Here is a 12452-nt window from a genome sequence, read left to right as displayed (position 1 = left end):
AAGGACGGCGCGATGACGACTGCATGAAGCTGGTGGGAGGCTTGTAGGTCGTCGGGTCGGATCATTGATTCCATTGAATTTTTTAGTTCGGCAATTCTGCACATATCCACAGGGCGGCATTTCCGGTGGAAGCGCTGGGCCTCCCCGCGCGAAACTGCCGTCTGCGTCATTCGTAACTGCCATGTGCCCTGGATCGTCCGGACTGTCTCCATGATCGTTTTATCAGTCGTGACCGCGCTGGCCCTGCTTGCGCTGGTCACGCAGGCCGGAATCGTCCTCGTGCAGCGTTCCTTTCCGCCGCAGGGCCGCATGATCGAGGTCGAGGGCGCAACGCTGCACGTCGTCGACATCGGCCCGCCCGACGCGGGCTTGCCGATCGTCATGCTGCATGGCGCGAGCTCCAATCTCGAAGTCATGCGGCGTCCGCTCGGCGACATGCTCGCCGGGAATCATCGCGTCATCCTGATCGACCGCCCCGGCCATGGCTGGAGCACGCGCGCGCGACGGCAGGATTCGACGCCTCAGATTCAGGCGCGGATGATCGATGAGGCGCTCGGCAAGCTCGGGATCGATCGCGCGATTTTCGTCGCGCATTCCTGGAGCGGTGCGCTGGGCGCGCGCCTGGCGCTCGATCACCCAAGCCGCGTTGCTGGCCTCGTCATGCTGGCACCGGTGACCCATCCCTGGCGCGGCGGCGTCGGTCGCTACAACGAGATCATCGCAACGCCTGTCATCGGCCCGCTGCTCGCATTCACCATCACGCTGCCGCTGGGCTTTTTCGTCACCGAATCGGGCGCACGCAACGTCTTCCTGCCCCAGACGATGCCGGATGGATTCGTGAAGGAGTCCGCGACGCCGCTCTTGCTGCGGCCGCGCGAATTCATCGCCAATGCCTACGATCTCGTGACGCTCAAGGAAGCGGTGGCCGCGCAGGCGCCGCGCTACGGCGAGATCAAGGTGCCTGTGACGATCATCGCCGGCGCGCCCGACAAGACGGTGCGGACCGACATCCACGCGCGCCCGTTCGCCGCGACGGTGCCGGATGCAAAGCTGATCGTTCTGCCCGACCTCGGCCACATGGTGCAGAATGCGGTGCCGGATCTGGTGAAGACGGAGATCGAGACGATGATCGGTCAGATCGCCCCGGCGCAGGCGGCCGCAGATTAGCGGCCGCCATCAACCGGCTTACTGCTTGATCTTGCCGTCCTTGTCGAACTGCGAGACGTAGGTCCAGAGATTGTTGATCTCGGTCTCGTTCTTGATGCCGGCGAACGCCATCTTGGTGCCGGGGATCTTGGCCTTCGGGTCCTTGATGTATTCCTTGAACTGCGCCTCATTCCAGGTGATGCCGGAATTCTTGTTCGCATCTGAATAATTGTAGTCTGGCGCGGTGCCGGAATGACGGCCGTCGAGGCCGTTCAGCTCGGGGCCGACCTTGTTCTTGGCGCCTTCGCCGATCGCGTGGCAGGCCAGGCACTTATTGAACGATGTCTTGCCGGCTGCGGCGTCCTGCGCCATCGCTTTTGACGACATCGCGGTGGAGGCTGCGGCAGTCATGGCGAGGGCAACCAACGCGCCGAAAGTCAATTTTTTCATAGCTCTTCGTCTCTTCCCGGGGTCAGAGGGTGGATCGTGGTTTTGGCAGGTCCGGTGCACGGGGACAAGCTGCCAAACCCTGACAGGTTTCCTGATAGCAGACTTGCCTCAGAGAGAACTTGCGCTGCAACAAAGCAATGCGACCTTCGGAGGACCCTACCCAAACGTGGGCAGACATGATTGATTTGCCGGAACAAATTCCAATGCCCGACGAAGGTTTTGTAACATGGCCATCATGATGCCCGCGAGCGATCAGGCGGTGCTGGCGCGCCGCAGCGAGATCGTCGCCGCCTTGCGCGCAATCGTGCCCGGCGAGGGCGTGATCGACAGCGCCGCCGAGATGCGGGCCTATGAATCCGACGGGCTGACCGCCTATCGGCAGCCGCCGATGGTCGTGGTGCTGCCCGATACGACCGAGCAGGTCTCGCTCGTCCTGAAATATTGTGCCGCCCAGGGCATCAAGGTGGTGCCGCGCGGTTCGGGCACGTCGCTGTCAGGCGGCGCGCTGCCGCTCGAGGACGGCGTGCTGCTGGGCCTCGGCAAATTCAAGCGTATCCGCGAGATCGATTTCGACAACCGCGTCGTCGTCACCGAGCCCGGCGTCACCAATCTCGCGATCAGCCAGGCGGTCGCGCATGCCGGCTTCTATTACGCGCCAGATCCGTCCTCGCAGATCGCCTGCTCGATCGGTGGCAATGTCGCGGAAAATTCCGGCGGCGTGCATTGCTTGAAATACGGCATGACCACCAACAACGTGCTCGGCTGCGAGATTGTCCTGATGAGCGGCGAGATCCTGCGCATCGGCGGCAAATCGGCGGAGAATCCGGGTTACGACCTCATGGGCGTCATCACCGGCTCGGAAGGCCTGCTCGGCGTCATCACCGAGGTCACCGTGCGCATCCTGCAAAAGCCGGAGACGGCGCGCGCACTGATGGTCGGATTCGCGCAAGTCGAGGCGGCCGGTGAATGCGTGGCGCGCATCATCGGCGCCGGCATCATCCCGGGCGGCATGGAGATGATGGACAAGCCGGCGATCCACGCCGCGGAGGCCTTCGTCCATGCCGGCTATCCGCTGGATGTGGAAGCGCTGCTGATCATCGAGCTCGACGGTCCCAAGATCGAGGTCGATGAGCTGATCACGCGCGTCGAGACCATCGCCAGAGGCTGCGGCTCGGTGACGCTGCAGATCTCCAATTCGGAGGCCGAGCGCAATCTGTTCTGGGCGGGCCGCAAGGCCGCGTTCCCCGCGGTGGGCCGCATCTCGCCCGACTATCTCTGCATGGACGGCACCATTCCGCGCGGCGCGCTGCCGAAGGCGCTGGCGCGCATCCGCGAGCTCGGCGAAAAGTACCAGCTCGGCTGCGCCAACGTGTTCCACGCCGGCGACGGCAATCTGCATCCGCTGATCCTCTACGATGCCAACAAGCCGGGCGAGATCGAGCGCGCCGAAGCCTTCGGCGCCGACATCCTGCGCGCCTGTGTCGAGTTCGGCGGCGTGCTCACCGGCGAGCACGGCGTCGGCATCGAGAAGCGCGATCTCATGCCCGACATGTTCACCGAGATCGACCTCAACCAGCAGCAACGGTTGAAATGCGCCTTCGACGCGCAGGGCCTGCTCAACCCCGGAAAGGTGTTTCCGACCCTGCACCGCTGTGCCGAGCTCGGCCGCATGCATGTCCACGCAGGCAAGCTGGCGTTCCCGGATATTCCAAGGTTCTAGACGCTCGCGAAAGGAAGGGCCCGCGGGTGCGGGCCCTTCTCCGCGAGCCTCACAGCATCCCGTACTGCGCCCGCTCGCGCTTCGCGAGTAGCGGCAACGCCTGGTCGGCGATCCAGGTCTTGAAGTGCGCGCTCTCCTGGTGTGCTTTGAAGGCGGCCTCGTCGCGGAACAGTTCGTAGAACAGGAACTGGGCCGGATTGTCCTTCGCCCGCGAGATCAGGAACAGCTTGACGCCGTCCTCGCGCTGCGCGTCCGGCAGGAAACGGTCGAGGATCCCAGCGACCTTGTCGGCCTCGCCGGGCTTTGCCTCCCATTGTGCGACGACGAGCAGGCCGCCGCCGTCGACGGCCTCGCTGAGGGATTTTTGCGTTGCATAGTGGTTCATGGTCCTTCCTCCTTGTCTGTCTTCACCGGTTGGCCTCGATCGCGATCGACGCAGATTTGTAGCGACGGCCTGCTGGCTTTGGTTCGCCGGTGATCGAAGTATCGATGTCGTGAACGCTTCGGCCACGATCGAAGCGTCGATGTGGCCCTGCGACGGGTCGCGAACGCGCCGGCGAGGGGCGCTTGCGTCACGCCGCATTTGATTTTGGCGACGAATTTCGCTACCGCCTTCTCCCGTGGATACGCTCAAGGTCAGAGACGCCAAAGACGTCGAAGAGGTGGTGCGCGCGGCGATTGCCAACGAGCAGCCGCTCGAGATCATCGGTCATGGCAGCAAGCGCAGCATCGGCCACGCGATGGCGACCAATGCCGTGCTCGATATCTCCGCTTTGAACGCCGTCACCTCCTACGAGCCGAACGAATTGATCGTCACGCTCCAGGCCGGCGCGCCTGTTGCCGACGTGCTGTCGCTGATCGACGCCAAGAACCAGCAATTCGCTTTCGAGCCCATCAACACCGCGCCGCTGCTCGGCACGCCTGCCTCGGGAACCATCGGCGGCATGATCGCGGCCGGTCTCGCCGGCCCACGCCGGATCAAGGCAGGCGGGGCGCGCGATCATCTCCTCGGGGCGCATGCCGTCTCCGGCTTCGGCGACAGTTTTAAAACCGGCGGCAAGGTGGTGAAGAACGTCACCGGCTATGATCTCTGCAAGCTGCTGGCGGGCTCCTGGGGCACGCTGTCGGTGATGACCGAAGTGACGCTGAAGGTGATGCCGAAGCCGGAAGCGGAGCGGACGCTGCTGCTGCGCGGCCTCGACGATGCCACCGCCAACAAGGCGATGACGGCGGCCCTCGGCTCCCCCTACGACGTCTCCGGCGCCGCGCATCTGCCGAAATCGGTGCTCCGAACCAGGACTGACGGGCTCGGCGATATCGCCGGCCAGGGCGAGGCGGTGACCGCGCTGCGGCTCGAGGGCATCACGGCCTCGGCCAGCCATCGCGCCGGTTCCTTGCGCGAGCTGCTGGCGCCGTTCGGCGCCGCGACCCTGATTGAGGATGCCGTGTCGTCAGTGCTATGGGCCACCATCCGTGATGTGTTGCCGTTTGCGGCCGGCAGCGCGCTCGGTGCTTGTCCGGTGTGGCGGATCGTCTGCCCGCCGGCCTCGGGGGCGGCACTCGGCACGCAATTGGCGCGCGAGACCGGTGGCGATGTGATCTATGACTGGGGCGGCGGACTGATCTGGGCGGCGCTGCCGCCGAAGGCCGATGCGCATGCCCCTTCCGTACGCCAGCGTGCCGATGCAGTCGGAGGGCACGCCATGCTGATCCGCGCAGCCGAGGACGTCAGGCGCGGCGTCGACATATTCCACCCGCAAGCGCCGGGCGTTGCCGCCCTGAGCGAACGGGTCCGCGCCAGCTTCGATCCGAAGTCGATCCTGAACCGGGGACGCCTGAGGCGGGCTACGGCATGAAGACCGAATTCTCACTCGCGCAGCTTGCTAACCCCGACATCGCGGAGGCCGACAAGATCCTGCGCGCCTGCGTCCATTGCGGCTTCTGCACGGCGACTTGCCCGACTTATGTCCTGCTCGGCGACGAGCTCGATAGCCCGCGCGGTCGCATCTATCTGATCAAGGAAATGCTGGAGAAGGACCAGGCGCCGACATCGGAGGTGGTCAAGCATGTCGATCGCTGTCTGTCGTGCCTGGCTTGCATGACCACCTGCCCCTCCGGCGTGAACTACATGCACCTCGTCGATCAGGCCCGTGTCAGGATCGAGCAGCGCTATCAGCGCCCGCTCGCCGAGCGGCTGCTGCGCCGGGTACTCGCCTTCGTCCTGCCGGACCCGCAATGGTTTCGCATCAGCATGCGGCTGGCTCAGCTGGCCCGACCCCTCGCGGTCTTCCTGCCGACACCGCGGCCCTCGGCCACGCCAGGCCTGATCCAGCGCCTCAAGGCGATGCTGGCTCTGGCTCCCGGCCGGCTGCCGGCGCCGGGCGCGCTTCCGGGCAGCGTGTTCGCGGCGCTCGGCAAGAAGCGTGGCCGGGTCGCGCTGCTGCAGGGCTGCGCCCAGCAGGTGCTGGCGCCGCGCATCAACCAGGCCGCCATCAGCCTGCTCACCCGCCACGGCATCGAGGTCGTCCTGGTCAAGGACGAGCAATGCTGCGGCGCGCTGACCCATCACCTCGGTGATGACGAGGATGCGCTGGCGCGCGCTCGCGCCAATGTCGCAGCGTGGCACAAGGAGGCCGCCGGCGAGGGGCTCGACGCCATCCTGGTGACGACGTCCGGCTGCGGCACCGTGATCAAGGACTACGGTTATCTGCTGCGCGAGGACGCCGTGTTCGCAGCCGATGCGGCAAAGGTGTCAGCGCTTGCCAAGGACATCACCGAATATGTCGCCGGTCTCGGCCTCGCACCGAGCACGCAACAGGACAACATCGTCGTCGCCTATCACTCCGCGTGTTCGTTGCAGCACGGACAGAAAATCACAGGCCTTCCGAAAGAATTGCTTTCCAAGAATGGATTCGTGGTGAAAGATGTGCCGGAGAGCCATTTGTGTTGCGGTTCGGCGGGGACCTACAACATTCTCCAGCCCGAGCTTGCGGGCAGGTTGCGTGATCGCAAGGTCGCCAACATCGCCAGCGTCAAGCCGGACATGATTGCCGCAGGCAATATCGGCTGCATGGTGCAGATTGCCAGTGGCACGTCAGTTCCGGTCGTACACACGATTGAGCTTCTCGATTGGGCTACGGGCGGGTCGCGGCCGGCATTGAATGCGTCGAGCTGAGCCCTCGTCCCGAGGTGACAGCTGAAGGCGCCCGATCGACCATTGTTCGGCGGCAACAGGAGGACCACGATGGCGAAAGCGAGCAAGAAGAAAAGCAAGAAGGCTAAAAAGGCCAAGAAGGTTGTAGCGGCGAAGAAGGCGACGAAGAAGAAGGCGGCCAAGAAGTCTGCCAAGAAGGCAGCGAAGAAATCGGCCAAGAAAGCCGCACCGAAGAAGACAGCGAAGAAGGCCGCTGCCAAGAAGGCGGCGCCGAAAAAGGCCGCCAAGAAGACTGCGAAGAAGGCGGCACCGAAGAAGGCGAAGGCAGCTCCCGCTCCGAAGCCGGCGGCCCCAGTAGCCGCACCAGCTCCCGAGCCCGCCGCCGAGACCAGCTGGGCGATGCCTTCGTCTTCTGCGGAACCGACGCCGGCCGAAGGGCAGGGTTAGGCCCAGAGTTCGGCCAAGGCCAGGTTCACCGGACCAGGCTTCCCCCTCGGGCGACCGATCGACAACAGGAAGGCCGCAGCGGCGATGCTGCGGCCTTTTTGCATCTACGTCAGGGATTACCGGAGGCTGCCCGTTTTTGAGTCAGCTGATTCGTAGCGCGCGGGCCACGGAGCAACGGGCCTCCGTAGTATCCCGGCCGCCTCTGTGCACTTCGGCGTGAAAATAATGTGATCGAGAAGCAACACCGGCTGACAACCTTTCGCGGAATCGTCAGAACGCCCAAAAAGTCGGCAAATGCTCGTGTTTTTTGCTTCTCGCTTTGCGTCTGTCCATCCAAATTGCCTCAGTTACGAAATTTGCAAACAGGTCGGGTGCTCTGGGGGGCTTCCGGAGCTCGGCCGGGGTCAGAACTTGGTGATGGGGATCGAAATGAAGAAAGTGGCTTTGTTGGCAACGGCGCTGGCAATGGTGACGGGTTCGGCTTTCGCGGCGGACATGCCCTTGAAGGCTGTGAAGGCTCCTCCCGTGCCCGCGTTCGATCCCTGGGATGTCGCCTTCGGCGGCGCGATCATGAACGACTACATCTTCCGCGGCGTGACCCAGTCGAACCACAAACCGTCGGTCGCGGCCTATTTCGAGCCGCGCTACAACGTCACCAAGGACCTCCAATTGTACGCCGGCGTGTCCGCGGAGAGCATCTCCTTCGCCAACCGCGCCGCGGCTGAAGTCGACATCTACGGCGGTATCCGCCCGACCTTCGGCGCCTGGGCCTTCGATATCGGCGTGTGGGGCTATCTGTATCCGGGCGGAAGCTGCGCCGACAACGTGCTCACCGGCGGCGTCCCCGGCGGCGGCGTCTGCCCCGTCAGCACCACGACCATCTTCCTCGCCGACGGCAACGTCATGAAGAAGGACGTCAGCTTCTTCGAAGTCTACGGCAAGGTGAACTACACCATCAACGACAGCTTCACGGTTGGCGCGACCGAGTTCTACTCGCCGAACTTCCTGAACTCCGGAGCCTGGGGCAACTACGCGTCGTTGACCGCCAAGTACACGGCGCCCAGCACGATGTTCGGTGCTTCCGGCGTTGGCATGTACGTGTCGGGTGAATTCGGCCGGCAGTGGTTCGGCACCTCGGATGCCTTCTACGGCACCGGTGCTGGCACCGTGTTCGCCAACGGCATTCCCTACAAGGATTACAACACCTGGAATATCGGCGTCGGCTTCACCTACAAGGTGTTCACGCTCGATCTGCGTTACTCCGACACCGATCTGAACAAGGGTGATTGCAACGCCTTCACCAGCGCCTTCAACGCCACCGGCACCACCAACGTCACCCCGATCAACCCGGGCGGCGCCGGCTCCAACTGGTGCGGCGCGGCGGGTATTGCCAAGCTGTCCTTCGACCTGACGGCGATGACCAATCTGAAGTAAGTTTTGTCCCGAGACGACTAACAAGGGCGGCAGAGCGATCTGCCGCCCTTTTGTTTTGGGGGACTGTGCGAGCGGGAGAACGGAGCCGGAGCGTCACACTCCGTTCATTGCGAGCGCAGCGAAGCAATCCAGAGTCTTTCCGCCGAGACAGTCTGGATTGCTTCGCTGCGCTCGCAATGACGAGGTCTGAGCTGGGACCTCGCCCTCAGCGCGCGTAGCCCGGATGGAGTGCAGCGAAATCCGGGTCTATCGGCGCAGTGAGATATTCCCCGGATTGCGGGGAGCCTGTCATCGGGCGGCGCTTCGCGCCGACCCGTTGGCTCCCTCCGGGCTACCCCTCAGCGCGCTGCGCTCGGCTCCGGTTCGACTGGGGTACTGTCCTTGCCCAGCACATGGATCGCTCCGTCCTTCATCATCGCCACCTTGCGGGTGTGGAAGGCATCGAGCGTCGAGCGATGGCCGATCGAGACGATGGTGGCCTGCGGCAGCTTCTCGGCCAGCAGCCGGTAGAGGCGGGCCTCCGATGGTTCGTCGAGCGAGGCGGTGGCCTCGTCCAGGAACAGATAGTCCGGCGCATGCAGCAGCGCGCGGGCCAGCCCCAGGCGCTGCTGCTCGCCGAGCGACAGCATCCGGTTCCAGTGCCCGTCTTCGCCGAGCCGATCGGCGAGGTCGGGCAGGCCGACCGATATCACCGCGTCCCGGATCTGGCTTGCCTGGAATGCGCCGGGCGCTGCTGGATAGATCACGGCATCACCCAGCGCGCCGACCGGGAAATAGGGACGTTGCGGCAGCATCATCAGCTTCGCCTGGGCGGGGACGACGATGGTGCCGGTACCGAACGGCCAGATGCCGGCAATTGCCCGGAACAGCGTCGACTTGCCGGAGCCCGACGGCCCGGTCACGAGCACGCGCTCCGACGTCTGGATGGCAAAGCCGTCGGCTGCCACCAGCGGCTTGCCGTTGGGCAGATACACGCAAAGCTTCTCAAGCCCGATATTGCGGCTGCCGCCGGCCGCCTTGAGCTCGATCGTCGCCTGATGCGCCGGCAGGTTTACCGCGCTGTCGACCGACATCTCGAAGCCGTCGAGACGCGCGACGATCGCACGCCATTCGGCGATCGAACGATAGGCCGTGACGAAGAAGGACAGAGCATCCTGCACGCTGCCGAAAGCCGAGCCGGTCTGCATCATGTCGCCGAGCTGGATGCTCTTGGCGAAGTAAGCTGGCGCCACCACCACATAGGGAAAGATCACCGCTGCCTGACTGTAGCTCGCTGTGAAAGCGGTCAGGCGCTTGGTGCGCCCCATGATCGCATACCAATTGCCGATCACGAAGCCGAAGCGGTCCAGCAGGCGGCTGCGCTCGGCGCCTTCGCCCTTCAGCAGCGCGATCTGCTCGGAGTTTTCGCGGACGCGAACCAGATTGAAGCGGAAATCGGCCTCAAAGCGCTGCTGCTCGAAATTGAGGTTGATGAGCGGCGCGCCGATCCAGTGCGTCAGCGCCGTACCCAGCACCGCGTAAAGCAGCGCACACCAAAACAGAAAACCGGGGATGACGATATCGGTGCCGTAAAGGTGCAGTGGTGCCTTGTTGGACAGACCCCACAGGATCACGACGAACGAGGCCAGCGTCACGATGGACGACAGCAGGCCCAACCCGATCACCAGCGTTTGCTCGACGAAATTCTTGACGTCCTCGGTGATGCGCTGATCCGGGTTGTCGGCGGCGTCACCCGTGAGCTGCATGCGATAGTGCGTGGCCTCGTCGAGCCATTCGCCGAGGTAGTGCCTGGTCAGCCATTGCCGCCAGCGGATCTGCAGCCACTGGTTCAGATAGAGTTTGTAGACGGCGAGCGCGATGAAGACGGACGCGAGGCCGAGGAATATCCAGATCTCCGTGACGAACCGGGCCAGATCGTATTCCTGGATGGCCGTGAAAAACCGGTTCTGCCACTGGCTGACGAGGACATTGATCGCGACCAGCGCCAACTCCATCGCGATCACCGCGGCGAGCAGGCCGCGACCGGCCCATCTGTCCTCCGATCGGAAATAGGGGATGGCGATTCGCCAGACGATCGCGAGCGTGGCGCGGATGTTGTTCACAGAGGGATATCTCCTGAGGGATATTCACAGCGGCCCTGACGCCAGGCGGCTGAGGCCATGGCAGAAAGCGGCGCACTTAGACTAAAGTCGCAAGTTCTGCAATTTGCGTTGGCTAGCCGCAGCTTGCAACCCTAGCATGGGCATAACGGCGTGGGGTGGGGACCTCCAGATTTTCGCGAGCTTGTGAGCAGGGGGGAACCGCTGCTTTCGCGAGGAATTCGCGTCCAACTCGGGGGTTATCGCTTGCAACGTCAAGCAGGTCTGGCCGTCCACGCGGGCCACCTGCCGCACACATGCGTGGGGGAGGAAGACCATGTGGAATCAAATCTATGATCCGTTGCACAGCCCCGTGCTGTCGACGATCGCGGCGGCGATACCTGTCGTCACGCTGCTGGTGCTGATCGCGAGCGGGCGCGTTCAGGCTCACATTGCGGCCATCGTCGCCGTGATCGTGACCAACCTGATCACGATCTTCGTGTTCACGATGCCGGTGAACATGTCGGTCCGCGCCTCGATCCTCGGCATCGTGACCGGCTTCTTCCCGATCGGCTGGATCGTTCTCAACGTCATCTTCCTCTACCAGGTGACGGTGACCACCGGTCGCTTCGAGCTGCTCAAGCGCGCGGTCGGCGGCGTCACCGAGGACCGGCGATTGCAATTGCTGCTGATCGCATTTTCGTTCGGTGCGTTCTTCGAGGGCGCCTCGGGCTTCGGTACGCCGGTGGCCATCACAGGTGCCGTGCTGATCGGTCTCGGCTTCTCGCCGCTTGCGGCCTCCGGCCTCTCGCTGATCGCCAACACCGCGCCGGTCGCCTTCGGCGCGCTGGGCACGCCGATCCAGGGCCTCGCCTCGGTCACCGGGCTTGATCCCTACATTCTCGGCGCGATGGTTGGACGGCAATTGCCGCTGTTCTCGCTGATCGTGCCGTTCTGGGTGGTGTGGGCGTTCGCGGGCTGGAGAGGCATGAAGGATGTCTGGCCGGCGATCCTCGTCACCGGCGTGTCGTTCGCGGTCCCGCAATTCGTGATCTCGAACTTCGTCAATCCCTGGATCGTCGACATCGGTGCGTCGCTGATCTCGATGGGCGCGCTGATCCTGTTCCTGAAGGTCTGGCAGCCGAAGCAACTCTGGCTGTCGCCGGCGCTGCGCGGGCACGATGAATCGGCGGCAACGATGGCGACGGCAAAACCGATCGACAAGACGCCGCTGACGCAAAGCGAGCTGTTCAGCGCGCTTCTGCCGTGGATCATCGTCTGCGTCGTGATGCTGGTCTGGGGCAATGGCGCCTTCAAGACCTGGGCGAACAACATCTTCGTCTGGAACTATCCCGTTCCCGAACTGCACCAGATGATCAACAAGATGCCGCCGGTCGCGCCGGCGCCGACCAAGGAAGCGGCGGTGTTCGGCTTCACCTACCTGTCCTTCACGGGCACCGGCATGTTGATCGCGGCGATCATCTCCGGCTTCCTGATGGGTGTCGGTCCGGGCCGGCTCTTGGTCGAATACGGCCGCACCATCCGGCTCTGCGCGATCTCGCTGATCACGATCTCGGCGATGCTCGCGATCGGTACGTTGACGCGGCTCTCCGGCGTCGACGCGACGCTGGGTCTCGCCTTTGCCGCAACCGGCGTGCTCTATCCCTTCTTCGGCACGCTGCTCGGCTGGTTGGGCGTGGCGCTGACGGGATCGGATACGTCGTCGAACATCCTGTTCGGCAACCTCCAGAAGATCACGTCGCAGCAGCTCGGCCTCTCGCCGATCCTGATGGCGGCGGCGAACTCATCCGGCGGCGTGATGGGCAAGATGATCGACGCGCAATCGATCGTCGTCGCCTCCACCGCGACCAACTGGTACGGCCACGAAGGCACCATCCTGCGCTTCGTGTTCTGGCATTCGATCGTGCTGGCCTGCCTCGTCGGTGTGTTCGTGACGTTGCAAGCCTATGTCTATCCGTTCACGGCCCTCGTCCTGAAGTAACAGGCGCCTCCGGCCCCGACA

General features: G+C 64.0%; 10 protein-coding genes. 7 read left to right on the top strand and 3 right to left on the bottom strand.

From position 1 onward, the window contains the following. Positions 1-210 precede the first annotated feature (210 nt). Positions 211-1167: an alpha/beta fold hydrolase gene (locus XI06_RS36315; RefSeq protein WP_271607488.1), complete on the top strand. Its 957-nt coding sequence runs from the start codon at positions 211-213 to the stop codon at positions 1165-1167. A gap of 18 nt (positions 1168-1185) precedes the next feature. Here the strand turns inward: XI06_RS36315 and cycA are convergent, their stop codons facing one another. Next, on the bottom strand, positions 1186-1596 hold the full coding sequence (gene cycA / locus XI06_RS36310; protein ID WP_237864559.1) for a cytochrome c-550 CycA: 411 nt from the start codon (positions 1594-1596) through the stop codon (positions 1186-1188). Positions 1597-1822: 226 nt separating this feature from the next. Here cycA and XI06_RS36305 point away from each other — a divergent pair, with 226 nt between their 5' ends. Continuing rightward, a complete protein-coding gene (locus tag XI06_RS36305) occupies positions 1823-3316 on the top strand; it encodes an FAD-linked oxidase C-terminal domain-containing protein (protein ID WP_237864558.1) in 1494 nt (497 codons plus the stop codon). 49 nt (positions 3317-3365) lie between these two features. On the opposite strand, the gene XI06_RS36300 is transcribed toward XI06_RS36305, so the two are convergent. Further along, positions 3366-3701: a putative quinol monooxygenase gene (locus XI06_RS36300; RefSeq protein WP_237864557.1), complete on the bottom strand. Its 336-nt coding sequence runs from the start codon at positions 3699-3701 to the stop codon at positions 3366-3368. 235 nt (positions 3702-3936) lie between these two features. On the opposite strand from XI06_RS36300, the gene XI06_RS36295 reads away from it, so the two are divergent. From XI06_RS36295 to XI06_RS36280, 4 genes are all read left to right on the top strand, one after another. Beyond that, positions 3937-5172 carry an FAD-binding protein gene (locus XI06_RS36295; RefSeq protein WP_237864556.1) on the top strand — a complete coding sequence of 412 codons (1236 nt, stop codon included), beginning with the start codon at positions 3937-3939 and terminating at the stop codon, positions 5170-5172. Then, a complete protein-coding gene (gene glcF, locus XI06_RS36290; protein ID WP_237864555.1) occupies positions 5169-6491 on the top strand; it encodes a glycolate oxidase subunit GlcF in 1323 nt (440 codons plus the stop codon). Before XI06_RS36295 ends, glcF begins: the two co-directional genes overlap by 4 nt. A gap of 69 nt (positions 6492-6560) precedes the next feature. Then, complete coding sequence (locus XI06_RS36285; protein ID WP_237864554.1) at positions 6561-6917, top strand: histone; 357 nt, start codon at positions 6561-6563, stop codon at positions 6915-6917. A 429-nt stretch (positions 6918-7346) separates the two neighbouring features. Next, the gene (locus XI06_RS36280; protein WP_237864553.1) at positions 7347-8351 is read left to right on the top strand and encodes a TorF family putative porin; all 1005 of its coding nucleotides are present in this window, start codon (positions 7347-7349) and stop codon (positions 8349-8351) included. A 338-nt stretch (positions 8352-8689) separates the two neighbouring features. Here the strand turns inward: XI06_RS36280 and XI06_RS36275 are convergent, their stop codons facing one another. Beyond that, positions 8690-10453: an ABC transporter ATP-binding protein/permease gene (locus tag XI06_RS36275; protein ID WP_237864552.1), complete on the bottom strand. Its 1764-nt coding sequence runs from the start codon at positions 10451-10453 to the stop codon at positions 8690-8692. A 313-nt stretch (positions 10454-10766) separates the two neighbouring features. Here XI06_RS36275 and XI06_RS36270 point away from each other — a divergent pair, with 313 nt between their 5' ends. After that, positions 10767-12431 carry an L-lactate permease gene (locus XI06_RS36270; protein WP_271607487.1) on the top strand — a complete coding sequence of 555 codons (1665 nt, stop codon included), beginning with the start codon at positions 10767-10769 and terminating at the stop codon, positions 12429-12431. Positions 12432-12452: the final 21 nt, after the last annotated feature.

The sequence above is a fragment of the Bradyrhizobium sp. CCBAU 11434 genome (assembly GCF_028128895.1).
GTDB lineage: Bacteria > Pseudomonadota > Alphaproteobacteria > Rhizobiales > Xanthobacteraceae > Bradyrhizobium > Bradyrhizobium zhengyangense.
This window is presented reverse-complemented; position numbering and strand designations above follow the sequence as displayed.